Origin of the sequence: Vibrio sp. B1ASS3, assembly GCF_905175355.1 — a bacterium.
Classification (GTDB): domain Bacteria; phylum Pseudomonadota; class Gammaproteobacteria; order Enterobacterales; family Vibrionaceae; genus Vibrio; species Vibrio owensii.
On sequence record NZ_HG992742.1, the window covers coordinates 2,609,014 to 2,627,891 of the forward strand.

The 18,878-nt window shown below is 46.0% G+C and carries 13 protein-coding genes; 5 read left to right on the forward strand and 8 right to left on the reverse strand.

From position 1 onward, the window contains the following. Nucleotides 1-23: 23 nt before the first annotated feature. The 3 genes from KJB05_RS11915 to KJB05_RS11925 form a co-directional block, all read right to left on the reverse strand. Entirely contained in the window at nt 24-1,472 is a 1,449-nt protein-coding gene (locus KJB05_RS11915; protein WP_208444177.1) for a lytic transglycosylase F, read from the reverse strand. Between the two features lie 153 nt (nt 1,473-1,625). Continuing rightward, nucleotides 1,626-2,342 (reverse strand): oligogalacturonate-specific porin KdgM family protein, encoded by a 717-nt coding sequence (locus KJB05_RS11920; RefSeq protein WP_005437091.1) that lies wholly within the window; start codon nt 2,340-2,342, stop codon nt 1,626-1,628. 71 nt (nt 2,343-2,413) lie between these two features. Then, complete coding sequence (locus tag KJB05_RS11925) at nt 2,414-3,673, reverse strand: alginate lyase family protein (RefSeq protein WP_208444178.1); 1,260 nt, start codon at nt 3,671-3,673, stop codon at nt 2,414-2,416. A gap of 1,413 nt (nt 3,674-5,086) precedes the next feature. On the opposite strand from KJB05_RS11925, the gene KJB05_RS11930 reads away from it, so the two are divergent. The 4 genes from KJB05_RS11930 to KJB05_RS11945 all read left to right on the forward strand — a co-directional run bounded on the left by KJB05_RS11930 (nt 5,087) and on the right by KJB05_RS11945 (nt 11,881). Beyond that, complete coding sequence (locus KJB05_RS11930) at nt 5,087-6,868, forward strand: transporter (RefSeq protein WP_005437088.1); 1,782 nt, start codon at nt 5,087-5,089, stop codon at nt 6,866-6,868. Nucleotides 6,869-7,282: 414 nt separating this feature from the next. Continuing rightward, nucleotides 7,283-9,070, forward strand: coding sequence for a transporter (locus KJB05_RS11935; RefSeq protein WP_038896378.1), 1,788 nt, complete (start codon nt 7,283-7,285; stop codon nt 9,068-9,070). 58 nt (nt 9,071-9,128) lie between these two features. After that, nucleotides 9,129-10,745 (forward strand): polysaccharide lyase 6 family protein, encoded by a 1,617-nt coding sequence (locus KJB05_RS11940; protein WP_208444179.1) that lies wholly within the window; start codon nt 9,129-9,131, stop codon nt 10,743-10,745. A 179-nt stretch (nt 10,746-10,924) separates the two neighbouring features. After that, a complete protein-coding gene (locus KJB05_RS11945; RefSeq protein WP_208444180.1) occupies nt 10,925-11,881 on the forward strand; it encodes an AEC family transporter in 957 nt (318 codons plus the stop codon). Nucleotides 11,882-11,947: 66 nt separating this feature from the next. Here the strand turns inward: KJB05_RS11945 and KJB05_RS11950 are convergent, their stop codons facing one another. The 5 genes from KJB05_RS11950 to KJB05_RS11970 are packed head-to-tail and all read right to left on the reverse strand — an operon-like array spanning nt 11,948 to nt 16,499. After that, nucleotides 11,948-12,808, reverse strand: coding sequence for a (2Fe-2S)-binding protein (locus KJB05_RS11950; RefSeq protein ID WP_208444181.1), 861 nt, complete (start codon nt 12,806-12,808; stop codon nt 11,948-11,950). Further along, entirely contained in the window at nt 12,808-13,611 is an 804-nt protein-coding gene (locus KJB05_RS11955; protein ID WP_009705685.1) for an ABC transporter ATP-binding protein, read from the reverse strand. Before KJB05_RS11955 ends, KJB05_RS11950 begins: the two co-directional genes overlap by 1 nt. Then, a complete protein-coding gene (locus KJB05_RS11960; protein WP_208444182.1) occupies nt 13,611-14,573 on the reverse strand; it encodes an iron ABC transporter permease in 963 nt (320 codons plus the stop codon). Before KJB05_RS11960 ends, KJB05_RS11955 begins: the two co-directional genes overlap by 1 nt. Then, nucleotides 14,573-15,556, reverse strand: a complete 984-nt coding sequence (locus KJB05_RS11965) for an iron ABC transporter permease (RefSeq protein ID WP_208444183.1) — start codon at nt 15,554-15,556, stop codon at nt 14,573-14,575. Before KJB05_RS11965 ends, KJB05_RS11960 begins: the two co-directional genes overlap by 1 nt. Then, complete coding sequence (locus KJB05_RS11970) at nt 15,540-16,499, reverse strand: ABC transporter substrate-binding protein (RefSeq protein ID WP_208444184.1); 960 nt, start codon at nt 16,497-16,499, stop codon at nt 15,540-15,542. Before KJB05_RS11970 ends, KJB05_RS11965 begins: the two co-directional genes overlap by 17 nt. A 142-nt stretch (nt 16,500-16,641) precedes the next feature. Between KJB05_RS11970 and KJB05_RS11975 the strand changes: the two genes are divergently transcribed. Next, a complete protein-coding gene (locus tag KJB05_RS11975; RefSeq protein ID WP_213053079.1) occupies nt 16,642-18,801 on the forward strand; it encodes a TonB-dependent receptor in 2,160 nt (719 codons plus the stop codon). Nucleotides 18,802-18,878: the final 77 nt, after the last annotated feature.

The window sequence follows — 18,878 nt, forward strand, 5'->3', positions numbered from 1 at the left end:
CTGTGCCACTAACACTTTTCTCGTTAGTAATAGAGCTTAATAGTCTCGAGTTTGTATGGTGGATGAAGGTAAGGTTCGAGTTCACTACGACGATTGTTGAGTCTCTCTAGCAGCTTGTAGGCAATAAAGTAATGGTTAATGTTACTGACGTAGCGTATCGGCTCAAGTCCGATGTATTGCCGCGTCACCACTTCCACATTGCCGAACCAGACATTGGGATCATACCCTTTTTCTTTGGCGATTCTTCTCATCTTCCTCATGTTACCCGGCCCTGCATTGTAGGCAGCAAGACAGAAGTAAATGATGTCGTTTTCGCTGATGTTGTCATCGTTAAAGAAGTATTTCCTTAGGTAGTTCATGTATTTCACGCCAGCATGAATGTTTGGTTCTTCTTCATAAATGTTCGAGATATTTACCGCTCTATCCCGTGCGGTTGTGGGCAAGATTTGCATAATCCCAACCGCCCCCATATGAGAGATCACATTCTGGTTCAAACCGGACTCTTGAAAACCTTGGGCCAACATCAATAGATGGTTAAACTGATACTCTTGTGAATAGAGATAGAAGATATCCAACAACTCTCTAGAACGAACTGCGTTGTCTCTATTAAGAAACTTTCTCAACCATTTGTCGTTTTCGAGATACCTTTCATTAACCACATTGCCGAACAAAGTTCCTATCCGAACTTCCTTGATGAACTTGTTCACCGCCTCTTCTAATTGAGGCGAATCTTGTCGTATTCCCCATCCAATCTGTGCATTTTCTCTGATGGTGATTTGATTATGAAACGCCACGCCGGGAAAGATATTTCCCCACATCCCCGTCTTGTGCCGGTCGAATACGGTGATATCGATAATGCCCGCACTGACCATTTCTAAGACCTCATAATCTTGCATGATCTCATCAAGAAATAAGATATTAATCAGCGGTTTGTTTTGTATCGTGAAGTAGTTATTTACCTTGGTTAAGCTCTTATGATAACTCGAGCTTTCTCTCACCCAAACATCCAGTCCACTCAAATCATCCACGGTTTTAATGTCCGAGTATCGGGTGTTGGTAACAATGATTTCTGAGACGTTTTCTCGTACCGGATCGCTAAACGCAATCTGCTCTTTGCGCTCATTGGTAATGGTTAGATTCGCGACTATGACGTCACCATAACCAGCTATCAATTTGGGGATGAGTTCGTTTCTTGCGACCGGAATAACCTGAATGTTGATCGCCTTTTGGTTCTTCCTTAAATAGCGTTCAAATTCATAAATAAGCTCAGAGATAATGCCTTTCGGCTTACCATTTTGGATGTAGTAAAAACCCAGATCAGCAGACACCAAAATACGAACGGCTTTCTTTTCCTTTAGCGTCTCTAAGTCCCCCACATAGGGGTCAGACTTTAAAGGAGAGAGTTCCAATGCGGCACTGGTATGAGAGAAAGACCAAAGACACAGGACGATGCAAAGTATTTTACCCACCATGAACTTATCCGTTCGCCAAATCATTAATGATAATTTTAGCAATAAAAGCGCAAGGGGATGTCTTAGGTCTGAGCCTGACCTTGTTCGAAAACAAAAATAGCCCGCTTCGGGGGCAGGCTATTGGAAAGAGTCTTAATTTATTTTTGGCTTAGATTAGAAGCTGTACGTTACACCAACACGGCTACGTAGCTGACGTGATGTTTTATCATCACAAGAGCTGTTACATTGAACGTTACCGAATTCTACGTATGGACGCCAATCCCAACCTTTCTCTTTGTAGCCCAGTTTAAAGTTGTAGTCCCATTCGTACTTGCCGTCGCGGTTACCTAGCTTCCACTCATCGCTGAAGAAGTCTTCTTTGTAGTTTGCTTCAAAACCAAACTGCCAAGCGTTCCAGTTGTAATCGATGTTACCCGTGATTTTACTCGCGTTCAGTGAATCGTGTTGTTTGCCGTCTAGACCTGTTGATGTTTTACCAGATGCGTAGTTGCGGAACTCGTGACGGTAGCGAAGCTTGGTTGTGATACCTGAATCGAATTTGTATTGAACACGAACCTGAGGTTTGTACGTTACGGCTTCGTCACCAAAGGTAATTGGCATCGATGTGGTTACACGCCAGTTGTTATCAAATTTGAAGTGGTAGCCGTATTCGAATTCGCTATCACCACGCTGAAGCTCGCTCAAGTTACCAGTGTGCTTCATCTCAACGCCGTAGTAATGGTTACCTGTGCTGCCACCAATTTTGATACGACCTGCCCACTGCTCTGAATCGTGTTTGTATTCTTCACGGAAGTCTAGAGACGCGGCTGAAATGCTACCTGCAAAAAGGGTTGTCGCGATCGCTAAAGCAATTTGTTTTTTAGAAGTCATAGTAATGTTCCACTGTAAATAAATTGTATTTCAAAGTGGCGACGCGCATACACGCCGCCCTTTTTAGGGTTTTATTGTTTTGGGTAAAGCAATTCGATATCGCGCTGAGCCCAAACTTCTGCCAAGTTCTTCTTCACTGTGAAGCGGCTAAAGTCAGTTTCGGTTGCCAGTTTCACCCACTCAGGTTTCTCCATCGCCACACCTGCTTTTAGGTAAATCGGTGTCATTCGCTCTACGCGGCGTGGATTGTCTTTCGCGGTGTATGGCCAGTCAGACGCAGGATCTTGATAAGTCGCCATTAGCTGAATACCTTGCGCTAATGAGCCACCTTTCTTGTTTTGGTAGTGCCATAGGTCGATGCCCACTTTGTCGCCGATTTGAGCGATGCCGACCAATGGATCTAAGCTGAAGTAGTGGTAGTGGTATGCACGAGTACGTTCGATTTCATGAGGCTGAGAGCCGTCTTTTTCGAACTGAGTGTCTACACGCATCTTGCCTTTTTGAACCATCTGCTTTGCTAGAGGCTCATTACCTAAGAAGTAAGCAATACTGGCGACTTGGAAGTCATACCAAGTACCGTGGTTGTTTGCCGCAGCAGCTTCGCCTTTCGGGCCACCTGATAGGTCATCAATAATCAACCAATCTAGGTATTCGCCGTACCACTGTGTAATTTGCTGTTCGTCTTTATCCGTCCAAGCAGGAGAAAGTGAAAGGATGGCGATCGAATCCAGCATGCGATCGGCCAGAGTACGTGTATCAATAATGCCGCCACGACGACCTTCTGCACGACCAGGTACGCCCTGACCGTAATTCACGTTCGGGTTCATCTTAGTTTCATCATTCATGAACCAAGTACGAACGTATTCGATACCTTGTTTTGCGTATTTCTCGTCTTGGCTAAAGTAATAAGCCAATGCCAATGCGCGAACAGAACGAGTGAAGTGACCAATACGTTTAGAATCTGTTTCAGCTGTTTTCGATGCTGGGTTGGTTTTGCCATCGTGACGAACCCAAGGAAGGCCATCTTCTTTCGATTCATCAGGCCACCAGTATGGGCTGATGCTCATGTAATCGTTTTTGCTACCGCTTGGTGGCGTCATACCTTTCGCCGTTACCGTAAACGGGCCATCTTTCATCGCCAGCTCTGCTTCTTCAATCAGACGGTCGTACGCATCTTTCATTGAATCGCTCGCTTTATCGGACTTTAAAACAGCGCGGTTTTGTTCAAGCGTTGCTTCATCAAGGAACACAAAGTCTGCAGCAAGAGTGTTAGCACTGAAAAGAATGGCGCTGAGGCAGGTTGCTAGATGTAGAGGTCGTAGGGGTTTCATTATTATCGGCCTTATATCTTGAGTTAAAATACTACAAATATAGTACCTAGCCGATGTTGAGCGTTCTGTAAATTAGATCTAATTGTATGATTTATCCACGCTATCAAACTTTGTTACAACCACTAAAGTTTACATTAACTTATTGATATTAAATATATTACCGATATTTATGGCTCATTAATTGTCTTAATATTTAGGCTAAAAATGTGCTCTACCGCATATTTTTGCACCAAATGAGTTCATTTTTATTTGTCATACAATATAATCATTTCAAGTTTTTGAGACACAGAACATCAAATTGCTATTGACGCGCACTTTTTCGCTCTGTCCTTTTCTATATAGAGTCCAATAACAGGTTAAGCATCGCTCGGTTATAGAGACGAAATGAGAAAGGCCGAGGCTATATAAGCAGAGGTCACTTATGTCAGGCTGAGACATAAGTGGGTAGAAGAATTAAGTAAGTAGAAGAAATAGTGAATAGAAGCAAAGTACAGCGAACAAGATGGATGCGACCAGTGAAACTTTCAACATTGAAGAATACTGTTTTGTCATCCCTACTCGCTGTTGCTCAAGTCTTGATGGTTCTAAGCAGCTTGTTGTTGCTTCCAACGGTTGTGGTTCTCATTGGACTTAAGTGGCTGTAGCAGTTTGTCTTTTGTAACAGACACTTATAGAGACAAATCAACAGCCTGGTTTCGCTATCAATAGGTAGCAAGCCAAGGAAAACGCTTAATTGGTTATGACTAATTGAGTCTTTAGGAGTAGTTACTTAAGTGGGAAATGTTTAATACCAATCGGCATAAGTAAAGCACCGAGATCGATCAGACGAGGATGATGACTTGTGTCGATTGGTATAGTTGCTCCCATATCATAACAACACTTTACAGAGCCTAGCTTTGTTGAACTTTGCAATGATTGTCGAAGATCTTACAGCGTAACGTGCTTAGCAGCGATGAGAGATATACCCCTCGAGTATCTTTCAGCTACATCCAGAACCTCGTTTCACTGTTCTATTGCAATCCAACAGAGCCCTTGGCTCAGACGGTATCAATACCGTTTTTCGCCCACGCATTACAGGCATGTCGTGGGCGTTTTTTCATCTGTAATAGTCATACAAATCTGACAATACCTCACACCTTCTTACACCGTTATAACCCTTATTAACTAAGGCTATAAACGCTATTGAACCAATCGAGTGCATGCCAAAGTCATTGATAACTTGTCGTGATATTGGCTTGGTGCCCCCTTCCCCTTTTGAGTGCAATGTCAATATCCGATCATGATCACTTGTATGATTATTGAAACGACCCATTCCGGATCATTCGTCACGCTTTTGAGTTATTGTACTACAAATAAGCAGACTGATAGTTAGTATTGCCTCAAGACATTAAATAACGATCAAAAGGTCTAAAGATGGAACTCAATACCCTTATTGTAGGCATCTACTTTCTATTCTTAATTGCAATAGGTTGGATGTTCAGAACGTTTACCAATACGACTAGTGACTATTTCCGAGGCGGCGGCAACATGCTTTGGTGGATGGTTGGTGCAACGGCCTTCATGACGCAGTTCTCTGCATGGACGTTTACTGGTGCTGCTGGTAAAGCTTATAACGATGGTTTCGCGGTTGCGGTTATCTTCCTAGCAAACGCATTCGGTTACTTCATGAACTTTGCGTATTTCGCACCAAAGTTCCGTCAGCTACGTGTAGTAACGGTAATTGAAGCGATTCGTATGCGTTTCGGCACCACGAACGAACAAGTCTTTACTTGGTCTTCTATGCCAAACAGTGTGGTATCTGCTGGTGTTTGGTTGAATGCACTGGCGATCATCGCTTCTGGTATTTTCGGCTTTGATATGACAGCAACCATCTGGATTACCGGTTTGGTGGTACTGATGATGTCTGTGACGGGTGGCTCTTGGGCAGTTATCGCGTCTGACTTCATGCAGATGGTGATCATCATGGCGGTAACGGTAACTTGTGCAGTTGTTGCGATCGTTCAAGGCGGCGGCATTACTGAAGTTATCAGTAACTTCCCTGTCGCAGAGGGCGGTTCTTTCGTCTCTGGTAACAACCTGAACTACCTAAGCATCTTTAGCATTTGGGCGTTCTTCATCTTTGTTAAGCAGTTCTCTATTACCAACAACATGTTGAACTCTTACCGCTACCTTGCAGCAAAAGACTCGAAAAACGCGAAGAAAGCGGCATTGCTAGCATGTGTTCTAATGCTAGGCGGTGTATTCATTTGGTTCATGCCTTCTTGGTACATTGCTGGTCAAGGCGTAGACCTATCAGCGGCTTACCCAGATGCAGGCAGCAAAGCAGGCGACTTCGCTTACCTTTACTTCGTACAAGAGTACATGCCAGCGGGTATGGTTGGCCTTCTCGTAGCAGCAATGTTTGCCGCGACCATGTCTTCAATGGACTCAGGTCTAAACCGCAACTCTGGTATCTTCGTTAAGAACTTCTACGAACCAGTGATTCGCCGTGGCCAAGCATCAGAGAAAGAGCTGGTAACGGTATCGAAAATTACCTCAACGGTATTTGGTATTGCCATCATCCTGGTTGCGCAGTTTATCAACTCACTAAAAGGCCTGAGCCTGTTCGACACCATGATGTACGTTGGTGCCTTGATCGGCTTCCCAATGACCATCCCTGCATTCCTAGGCTTCTTTATTAAGAAAACGCCAGACTGGGCTGGTTGGGGTACGCTGATTGTCGGTGGTCTTGTCTCTTACGTTGTTGGTTTCGTTATCACTGCTGACATGGTTTCTTCAGCATTCGGTCTTGAACAGCTTACTGGCCGTGAATGGTCAGACGTTAAAGTCGCGATTGGTCTAGTTGGCCACATTACGCTAACGGGTGGCTTCTTCGTGCTATCAACGCTGTTCTACAAGCCTCTAAGTGAGAAACGTCAAGCAGACGTAGATAAGTTCTTCGACAACCTATCAACACCACTTGTTGCTGAATCTGCAGAACAGAAAGTTCTTGATAACAAGCAACGTCAAATGCTTGGCAAACTCATCGCAGTCGCTGGTGTAGGCGTAATGCTGATGGCGCTACTGCCAAACCCAATGTGGGGACGCTTAGTCTTCATCTTGTGTGGTGCCATTGTTGGTGGCGTTGGTCTACTACTTGTTAAAGCGGTTGACGACAACGGTACTCAAACCCAACAAGCGGTAACCGAAAGCTAAATCTACCTTATGAAGCGGTTGTACACAGCCGCTTCATTCTTCCCTTATCACTCAGGTCTATTTGTTTACTTTTTTGTTAAGTCCGTTGCGGTTGAGACATTAAATAACCAGCGAATTTAACAAAGAAATAATCATACAAAATAAGCAAAATGTATAACCAAAGTTTCTTGTTGAAACGATAAGCGAATGTAATTAACGGGGTTCCATACTGACAAAAATCATCATAAGTTATTGAATAATCGATTTTAAGTTCACAATCATCAGTTCGTGTAGATAGAAGCAGAAGAATGTACTGGGTCAAGAAGATTTCCAGTATTAATCACCTCATCACACAATTGAATTATTGTAGTACAAATAAATAATCGAACGGATAATATATCTGGCAGAAATCAATGACTATGAGAAGGTCTAAAAATGGAACTCAATACCCTGATTGTTGGCATCTATTTCCTATTCCTCATTGCAATAGGCTGGATGTTTAGAACATTTACAAGCACCACCAGTGATTACTTCCGCGGGGGCGGCAACATGCTGTGGTGGATGGTAGGCGCAACGGCGTTTATGACCCAGTTCAGTGCTTGGACATTTACTGGTGCGGCCGGTAAAGCGTACACCGATGGTTTCGCTGTAGCGACTATCTTCTTAGCGAATGCGTTCGGTTACTTGATGAACTACCTGTACTTCGCACCGAAATTCCGCCAACTGCGCGTTATCACGCCGATTGATGCGATTCGCATGCGCTTTGGTCGCTTTAACGAGCAAGTATTCACTTGGTCTGGCATGCCAAGCAGCGTGATTTCTGCGGGTATCTGGTTGAATGGTTTGGCGATCATTGCATCGGGCATTTTCGGCTTCGATATGACAACCACCATTTGGATCACGGGCTTAGTGGTACTGATGATGTCCGTAACGGGCGGCTCTTGGGCGGTTATCGCATCTGACTTTATGCAGATGGTCATCATCATGGCAGTAACTGTGACGTGTGCTGTAGTTGCGGTAGTAAAAGGTGGCGGTATCACAGAAATCATTGCGAACTTCCCTGTTCAAGAAAACGGGTCCTTCGTAACCGGTAACAACCTGAACTACCTCAGTATTTTTGGTATCTGGGCAGTGTTCATTTTCTTAAAGCAGTTCTCTATCAACAACAACATGTTGAACTGTCACCGTTACCTAGCGGCGAAAGACTCTAAGAACGCGAAGAAAGCTGCACTACTTGCGTGTGTACTAATGACAGTGGGCGTATTGATTTGGTTTACCCCTTCTTGGTTCATTGCAAGCCAAGGTGTTGACCTATCAGCGCATTACCCAGAAGCAGGCTCAAAAGCGGGTGATTTTGCTTACTTGTACTTTGTTGAGCAATACATGCCAGCGGGCATGGTTGGTCTGCTGATTTCAGCGATGTTTGCAGCGACGATGTCATCAATGGACTCAGGTTTGAACCGTAACTCAGGCATCTTCGTGATGAACTTCTACTTGCCGATTCTGCGCCCGAACGCGACAGAAAAAGAGCTGATGATCGTATCGAAAATCACCTCTACCTTCTTCGGCATCGCGATCATCTTGATTGCTCTGTTCATCAACTCGCTAAAAGGTCTGAGCCTGTTCGACACCATGATGTACGTTGGCGCGTTGATTGGTTTCCCAATGACGATTCCTGCGTTCTGTGGCTTCTTCATCAAGAGAACACCGGACTGGGCTGGCTGGGGCACATTGGTGGTAGGTGGCATCGTGTCTTACACGGTTGGTTTTGTCATCACACCGGAAATGATTCAAAACTGGTTTGATCTTCAGCCTCTAACAGGCCGTGAATGGTCAGATCTAAAAGTTGCGGTTGGTTTGATTGGTCACTTGGTGTTTACCGCAGGCTTCTTTGCTCTGTCGACACTGTTCTACAAACCGCTTGAAGAAAAACGCCAACAAGACGTTGACCGCTTCTTCAATAACTTAGCAACACCGTTGGTTTCTGACTCAACGGAACAGAAAAAACTGGATAACAAACAACGCCAAATGTTGGGTTCGTTGATTGCGGTGTCTGGTGTGGGTGTGATGGCGATGTTCTTACTGCCTAACCCATTCTGGGGACGCATGATTTTCGTGTTCTGTGGTGTGATTGTTCTTGGCGTCGGCGTGGCGCTGATGAGAGCAGTCGATGGCAACGCAGAGCGTGCTTCTGAGGGGGCTCCGATAACGGAGAACTCATAACGAGAAACAAGCGGTTGAGTATTCAACCGCTTTTTGTGCTTCTACAAAGAGATACATTATGAAAAAAACAATGCTTGCTGGCGTGGTTGCCGCGTCCATTTCTGCCCTAACCCTAGTAGGTTGTAACACTTCACCTTCTCAAACGACGGAAGCTGCGGCTCCCGCTGTTGTTGAAACTGCAGTGAATGACATCACTCGCGATTACTTGCTTGCTACGGATCGCTTAAACACAGTGGATGGCAGCGCACTTGAAGCGCAATCAGCAGACGCTGTGCAAGCATTGAAACAACAGATGGAGAATGCCGAAGACGGTACAACAATTACGATTCCTGCGGGTAAATACGCGGATCTTGATATCGTCACGGTAAAAGCCAACGACATTACCATCAAGGCGGAGCAACCTGGCAGCGTTTGGCTAACGGGTTTGGCTCAGCTTCGCCTTGAAGGTAACAACATCACTGTCGACGGTTTGGTGTTTACCGAAGGCGGCCCTGCTGAACGTTTCGGCGGCGTGCGTATGATGGGTAACAACAACACTTTGCAAAACTCTACGTTCTACTACTTCAACCACGCTTACGAATACCAACCGGACGAACGTCGCTCTGAATACCCGAAATACTTGTGGGTTTCACTTTGGGGTAAAGATGGCAAGGTGATCAATAACCGTTTTGAAGGTAAGCAAAAGCGCGGCACGTTAATCGGCGTACAAAAAGACGACACACCAGATAACCACCTTATTGCTAACAACATTTTCTTGGACCAAAAACCAAACCAGTTCAATGAATTCGATATCAAAGAAGCGATTCGCTACAACGGCAACAGCTGGGAAGCGATTCGAATTGGTGACTCTAAATCGTCTCAATGGGCATCAAACTCTAAGTTCACCAACAACCTGATGATTGATATGGATGGTGAGCGTGAGCTGATTTCGATTAAGTCAGGCGGCAATGAAATCTCTGGCAACACCATCTTTGAAAGTGCCTCTCTGATTTCTCTTCGTCACGGTAAAGCGAACGTGGTGAAAGACAACGTGATTCTAGGTAATGAAAAACTGCAGACTGGCGGTATGCGTATTTACGATGAAGACCACGTGATTGAGAACAACTACATCACTGGCACGCGCGGCCGTGATGGCAAAATTGAAGGCAATGCAGATCTACGTGGCGGCATCGTGATCAATACCGGCATCATTGATGTAGCAAACAGCGAGAAGCTAGACCAAGCAGTGAAAGGCAAAGAGCTCAACAAACAGTGGACACCAAAGAACATCACCATTCGTAACAACACCCTTGTGGATACGGAATGGGGCATTGTCTACGGCAACCAAACGCACCGTGTGAGCCTGTTCAACAACAGTGAAGTGAAGAACATTTTCGCTGGCGTGGACGTCCACTTCGACAGCAACGTGGTTGATAACCACCAGCAAGAGCAATTCGTTAGTGTACGCGCGACAGAAGAGCTACCGCTGGTGAATCCTACCTACAACAACGAAGTCTACGTCGGCACGGTGACTAACGCAGAGCAAATCGCTTCTTACTCGGTAGAGCTACCAAAAAGCGAACAAGTGAAAGGCTTTACTCAATACCAAGGCGTTGGTGCAGATACGAGCAAGCTATCTGTGGTAACGGCGGAAACAGCAGGGCCTGATTACCTCCTTTCAAACGCTCAAAAGTAATTCTGCTTTAGAGTTTGCTTCCAGTCTGGTGATACAAGCCAGACTGGTTTTCCTCTCCTTTCACCAGTAACCCCACAATAACTGAAGAAAATTTCACCACCCTACTGTCTCCCAAGATTGAGTTGTGGTTTAATTGTATGACAATTATAAAACTCTTTTCTTTTGCTGCGGATACACTCATGGATGCTGTTTTACATAAGTTGCAATTCTCGTTGTCGATCACTGGCCCCATCTGCTTAATGTTGGTATTGGGCGTTATCTTCAAACGCATAGGACTAATCAACGACAACTTTATCGAAGTCGGTTCTAAACTGGTGTTTCAGGTCACGCTACCTGCGATGTTGTTCTTGAGTATCGTCGTCTCCGAGCACGATTTCTCTGCGGCTAGCAGCTTCGTCAATTACGGCATTGTTGCCAGCATCGCGTTTTTCACCTTCACCTACGCTTCCGTCAAACTGTTCTTCAAATCTTCACCCGACCAAGGAGTATTGATCCAAGGTGGCTTTCGCGCCAATACGGGCATCATCGGCATTGCGTATGTGGCGAATGCTTACGGTTCACAAGGTGTCGCTCTGGCTGCGCTTTATGTTGCGGTAACCACCTTTATCTATAACGTGCAAGCCGTGATTTGTTTGTCTCCAAAAGGCGCAACGTCTGGCTCTCAAGCCGCCAAAATGATGGTGAGAACCTTAACGCGCAACCCACTGATCATCGCGATCGTCTCTGGCATGGTGTTCTACCTTCTGTCGATTCCGGTTCCGGATGTGGCGATTGATGCCGGTAACTATCTATCAAAGATGACGCTTCCCCTTGCCCTCTTGTGTACCGGTGGCTCACTCGATTTAAGTTTGATGAAGAAAGAGAAAGGACCGTCCTGGTTTGCCAGCAGCTACAAACTGATCGTCGCCCCTATTGTGATTACCACAGGCGCGTATTTAGTTGGCTTTAGAGGGATTGAGCTTGGCATTCTGTTCTTTATGAACGCCTCTCCCGTTGCGGCAGCAAGTTATGTTATGGCCCGCTCGATGGGAGGAAACTCCGTCTTAGCAGCGAACATCATTGCTTTAACGACTGTGCTTTCAACAGTGACTTGTACCGTAGGGATTGTGATTTTAAAAGCGTATGGTTTGATTTAGAACGGCGATTCTCAATTGGAAAATCGCCAATGAGAGAAGGTATATCAACAACCGTTGCAGGCAAAGCTATGCAATGGCACTAAGCAGCTTGTTACGCATGATATTTTCTTGGATTTCTGAATCGTGCAAGTTACAGGTTGAGCACTTCTCTTTACCTTCAATTTTGTATTTCAGACAGCACGTTTCTCGTCTCACGTAGACCTTTTGAAAGCCATTAAAGGTCACCTTTTTCACTGCGTTTAACTCACCGCCTTTTGGTGTTACGGCGTTAAATAGGTTTTGCTGCCACTTTGATGTCGCTTTCACGTCTAGCTCTACCGTGTCATCGGCTAATGGCTGATGCGCAAGTTTAGAAAACGCCAAATCACACGCGTACAAGGCATTTCCCCAAAACACTTTCGGGCTAACTTTCTGCTTTTTGTACAACGGCACCAATGGCTCAGAGAGCGTCGTAATAACTTGCGCAAGTTTCTCATCTAAAGCCAGTTCTGACTCCACTTGCATCGCGTTTTCATTACCAGCCTCAAGAGCAAAGAAAGGCGTTGCACTCGACACCTCAATGCTTGCAACACGATGGTCTTCACCAATGGTCAGATACAGATCATCGAGTGTTAATTGCAACACGCGATCAAACACCACACGGTGACCGACCAGCGACGTCAGCAAAATCGCGTTGAACACTTTCTGCCAAATCGGCACAGCAAATGGCAATTTCGCCTCAATAGAATCAGCGTAATCTTGCACAACTGCAGGAAACTCACGCTCAAACCATTCACTGGCTTTGATACCTTTCGGCTGTTCAACAAAACGTAAGCGGAAGAAAGGTTCGTGTCGATTCAAGATGGCTTGCTGCTCGCTGACACTCAGCGCTTTAACATTCTCAGGCAAAGCCACCAAAGTACGAAACTGATTAAACAGGCTTTCCATTAACGCACTTCCTCACGAACATAAGCTTTTGGTAAACAGTAAACGTAGCCATCAATGACTTCCATTTTTCCTTCCACTTTAAACACCGATTCAAGGGTCGATTCAGTGAGCACATCCAAAGGCGCTCCCTGTTTTAAGATCTGACCTTTTTTCATTAGTACCAATTCATCACAGAACTGTGCAGCTTGGCTTAGTTCATGGAGAACATAAACGATGGTTAAGTTGCGTTCCTTGTTCAACTTATCGAGTACTTCGAGTAGCTCGAGTTGGTGACCTAAATCGAGATAACTGGTTGGTTCATCCAGCAATAACCACTGCGCTTCTTGCGCCAAACACATCGCTAGCCATACGCGCTGACGCTCACCGCCAGACAACGTACTCACTACACGCTTTTCGTAACCAGCCAACCCGACAGAAGCAAGCGATTCAGTAATCACTTCTTGGTCACGCTCACTGTTGCCCTGATACCACTTGCGATGAGCAACACGGCCAAGCGCAACAAGCTGCTCGACCAAGACACCTTCTGGCGCCGTAGGATGTTGAGGCAGAATCGCAATGTGCTTAGCGAGATCTTTAAGCTTCCATTGGTTAAGCGCTTTACCTTTAAAAGTCACGTCGCCTTTTTTCGCTTTTATCGCACCGGTTAAGGTCTTCATCAGCGTACTTTTACCGCACCCATTTGGGCCAATGAACGCCGTCACCTTACCTTCTTGAAGACGGATGTTCACATCGTTCAAGATCATCGTATCGTTGTAGCCTGAAGTGAGCGATTGCCCTTCAAGCCCTTTTGAAGATAGGGTCATTATGAGTGTTTCCTTAACAAAAAGAGGAAAAATGGCACACCAAGCAGTGCGGTAATCACGCCCGCTGGAATTTCGGTTGGGAACAGTAAGTGTTTGGCTAAAACATCTGAAAGAGCGAGGAAGCCAGCGCCGAAAATCAAAGTCGTGGACATGGTTCGCAAAGGATCATTCGCACTGAGCAAACGTGCAATGTGCGGAATCACCAATCCCACAAAACCAATCGGCCCAACCGCTGAAACGGCAGGTGCAGTAATAAATACCGTACCTAATAAAATCCCCAAACGCAGCAAAGCACCGTTGATACCAATACCACGCAAAATCGCGTCATCGTAGCGTACCCATTTTAGTGGCAAATACACCAAAGCAATGAACGCTAAACAGGCCAAGAACCAAGGCAGAAGATAACTTACTTGCTCCCAACCTCGGCCATACATACCACCCGCCATCCATTGCAATGCGATATCGGTTTTACCCTGACCAATAGTGAAGATCAGCGCCGAACTCAACGCACCAAGAATCGCCGTGATCGCCACACCTGTGAGTAGAGTGAGACTGGTATTTCCGATTCGGCTCACGATCAAAACAGGAATCGCACTGAGCAAACCACCCGCCATTGAAAACAGCAGCAACGCGCTTTCTGTGGTGATATTCCAATTAAACCAAGCAGGTAGCAAAATCGCACAAACGGCACCAAGAGAAGCACCAGCGTTCACACCTAAAATACCGCTGTCTGCCAACGGGTTTTTAAGGGTGGTTTGCAGCAATAAGCCTGATACTGCCAGCATCATACCCGCCATTATCGCCAGCAAAAACCTTGGTAGGGTTAGCGACCAAAATGGGTGGTAAGTACCATGAGTAATAAACAGCTCGCCTGCTTGTCTAAGCTCTGGGTTAGAAGCGATAAACAGTGCAGGAGCGAACACCAGCAATGCCAAGCAAGGGGATAAGAAACGCGTTTTCATTAATTCCCTCTCAGCTTACGAACAATCAACATAAGAAACCAAGGCGCACCTAAAGTCGCGGTAATGACGCCAATAGGAATTTCCAACGGCATAAGCAGGGTTCGAGAAAGGAGGTCCGCTGCGGTGACAAGTGCCGCACCAATCAAAGCTGCACCGCCAAGTCCCAACCCCATCATACGAGCGAGATGAGGAGCGACAAGGCCAACAAAACCAACAGGGCCAAATGCACCAACCGCAACCGCAGTAAGCACGACAGAGACAAAGCCAAACGCCAATCTATAACGGTTAATCGCGATACCTAGACCACGAGCAACCGTGTCATCCAGCAGTAAGTAACTACGCTGTCGATGTGTCACTGCAAGCAAGATAAACGCAGGAATGACGGTATAAACAAGCGGCGTAAACACCGACCAATTCGCGCCTGCGTTACTGCCCGTTAACCAGAAAAACAGTGACTCACTGTCTACGCGATCCGACAGAAGAATGTAGGTTACCGCTGCTTGGCAAAACGCACTCACGGAAATACCAGCTAACGCCAAACGCGCTGGTGTGACGCCCTGTTTCCAACTGATGGATAAGGTAATGGCACCGCCAAGCAACCCACCTACAATCCCCCAAAACAAAGTTGGCAGTGGCAGCAAGAACATGGTCGCTGTTAACACGCTAAGCGCTGCGCCAGACATCACACCGGTCAGGTTTGGAGACGCTAACGGGTTGCGAACGATGTCTTGCATGAGCGAGCCGGATACCGCCAACGCCGCCCCACCAAAGAGTGCGATCAAGGTACGAGGTAAACGCAATTCCCAAAACACCAACGCTGCTTGGCTGCTTGAATCAGAAATCAAAAACGCCAGGATTTGCTGTGCATCAAAATGGTAAATGCCACTCGACAAAGACGCATAAACCACTGCTAGCAGCAAAACCGTCGCCAAACTGCGAACCATCACCGCACTTGGTTTGGTTATCCTAAGAGCATGAGCCATTGATCACCTCATAAACTCGTTCAACAGAAGGCGCAGGGAAAAGATCGGGATACACTTTGTGGGCGATATCCATCGCAACCCAAATTCGTGAAAGCGGCCCTTCTGGCTCTCGCCATGTCATATCAACCAAGTAAACTCGATTGTTCTTCACCGCTTTTAGGCTTTGCCAAATTTTCGATTCGGTAAATTGTGGCTCGGCGTTCTGGTACATGAAAATGACATCGGGATCGAGTTTCACCAACCACTCAAGACCCACTTGCCCAGAAAAAGGCGTTTTCGTCGCGTACGGCGAGTCACCATTCGCACTTCGGATATTCAATTTTTCCATAAGAGCGACGGACATAAAGTGTGAGTAGTATGCTCGCGGAGTGACGCCTGCACTTGTCAAAAACAAACCAGAAAACTGTCTATTACCGAGCTTTGATTGCATTTCATCAAGAAAAGCCTGAAAACACATGTTTAGTGATTTCCCTTGCTCTTCTCGCCCCATTGCCATGCTTGCACGCTCTACTGCAGAAAAACTGTCTTCTAAAGTAATCAAATCAAAGCCGAGAGGCGGTGCGATTTCGACGAAGCGCTGATAGTAAGGCTCTAACATTCGCCCTAAACCAACGACCAAATCTGGCTTAACATCGTACAAAGCTTCAAAGCTGGTTCTTGAACGATTACCAAGACTTGACACGTCATTTAAAGCAGAGAGATAAGGAGGAAAACCACCAGGATAATCGGATACACCAACAGGCTTCTCACCCATTGCCATTACTAGCTCTGCACCAAAAGTAGACACGCTTGCAACACGCGGAAAATGGGTCACATTCGACATCGATATCGTATGGTCTAGATCATCGACAACTGATGCGTTTAATCCACTTGCATAAGCAAGCTGAATAGACAGCATTTGGCTAATTATTGAAATGATAACGACTGCAGTAAAATTGCTCATTAGATGACAAATGATAATTATTGATATTTACATTACTTCTTTGCGTGCTAGACTACCACGCAATTACAAAGTGCTCAATAATCGCTAGCTAAATCGATTTATTAACAAGTTTATAAAAGACAACTTTTAGTTGCAGGAAGTTATGAAACTCAAACTATCTAAGCTAAATATTGCAGTGGCAAGTGCAATTACTCTTTCATCTTTCGGCGTTTCAGCAGAAAGTAACGACGAAGTCCAAGCAATGGAAACAATGGTTGTTACCGCAAGCCGTTCTCAACAGCTGCTTAACGACGTTCCTCGCTCTGTGACCGTTATCGATCAAGAACAACTTCAATCTCAGTTAAACCAAAGCCGCAGCATCAACGATGTGCTTTCAACGTTGGTTCCGGGTATGGGTACTTCTGTTCACGGTAACCTTAGCAGCAAAGGTCAAAACCAAATCCGTGGTCGTCGCGTTCTACTATTGATTGACGGCGTTGCACAAAACAACAGCTTCCTAGACTTCGGCCAAGAGTTGTCGGCTATTGATCCGCAGAACGTAGAGCGTATCGAAGTTATCCGTGGTGGTTCTGCGGTATACGGCCTTGGCGCACAGGGCGGTATCATCAACGTGATTACCAAAATGCCAGAAGAAGGCGCGGTAGAATACCGCACTAAAGTTGGCACAAGCTTCCAAGAGTTTGGTAGCGATGCGTTCACTTGGAACGTGTACCAAGAGGCAACAGGCGGTGATGAAAAAGATCAATGGCGTTTAGGTCTGGGTTACGAGCAACGTGGCGGCAGCTACGATGCTAATGGTGACCGCCTACCTTCGGTAAACAACGAAGATGACATGGACAACCTAAACGTAAACGGCGTTTGGAACCGTAACATCGACGAAGATCGTTCACTAACTTTGACTGTTGGCGTTCGTAACATCACTGACAACGACGGCTGGTGTGCAGCGAATGGCGACGCGGCCAACGGCAAACCTGCAGAAGCGGTTCACTGTGGCCCAGGTTACAACAACGGCGTTGCAGGCAAAGATGGCGCAAAACCAAATGACGTGACACGTACGTTCGCTAACTACCAAGCGCGTTACCAAGATCTGGGCTTTAGCCTAGGTATGCTAGATGTAACGGGTTACTGGATGGCTCAAGATACTGAAACGTTCACGCTTGCGATGAATGACAAGAACCCAAATTCTCCAACCTTTGGTGAAACACTATACGGCCACAACGAGACAGATTTTGATCGTTTCGGCGTGAAAGCCAACATCTCTAGCCAAATTGATTGGGCATTCGTGACTTGGGGTATGGACGTTGAACAACAGTCGTTCAAACAGCCAAACAGCGTCGGTTTCTACAACAACACACCGGATGTAGAGCAGTTTGCTATCGCACCATTCGCACAGTTCATCACTGACGTAAGCGATAACACGGTTCTTTCTTACGGTATCCGTTACGAGTACGTACGTCTAAGCGTGGATGATTTCACGGTAGGTAACACGCACAACAATGCAGGTGATCAAGTTCAAGGCGGTGATCCGTACTTTGACGAGTTCCTATTCAACATTGGTGTGACACACGATCTGACCGACAACCACCAGCTGTTTGCATCTTTCGCGCAAGGTATGTCAACGAACGAAGCACTACGTGACATTCGTTCTGGTAACAGCTCAACAGTTGAAGGTGCTATCAAGCCAATTACTACTGACAACTACGAAGTGGGTGTGCGCGGCTTCCTTGGTGAAGCGGACTACTCTCTTGCAGCGTTCTACAGCGAATCTGACCTAGGTTCGACGCTGAACGTAAACGAAGCCGGCGATGCGCTAGAAAGTACTCGTGCACCAGAAAAAGTTTGGGGTGCGGAAGCAACGCTTGGTTACAGCATTCTTGCTAACCTTCGTACAGACAGCACAATCTCTTGGCAAGAAGGTGAGCGTAAACTTAACGAAGACAGCGGCTGGGAACCACTAGACGGCACGCGTATCGCACCATTGAAAGTAACGTCTGTTATTAGTTACGACGCTTACGAATTCGGTCGCTACAACATGACGCTGGTTTACTCAGGCAACCGTGATAAAGAAGATGAAATCACTTCTGGCGCGAAATACGCAGTAGACAGCTACTTCGTTGCAAACGCTGGTGTGGACTACGATCTTCCGTTCGGTACGTTAAGCTTCGCTGTTGAAAACCTATTCAACGAAGACTACATGACGGCGTACGCGCAATCAGAGCGTAACAACTCACGTTACTACAACGCACCGGGTCGCCGCTTCCACTTGAACTACGAAGTGAAGTACTATCCCTCGCCTCGTTAAGATATGAAAAAGCCGAACAGTGATACGCTGTTCGGCTTTTCTGTTTTTGTCTCTTAACAAATCTCAGAAAAACTATC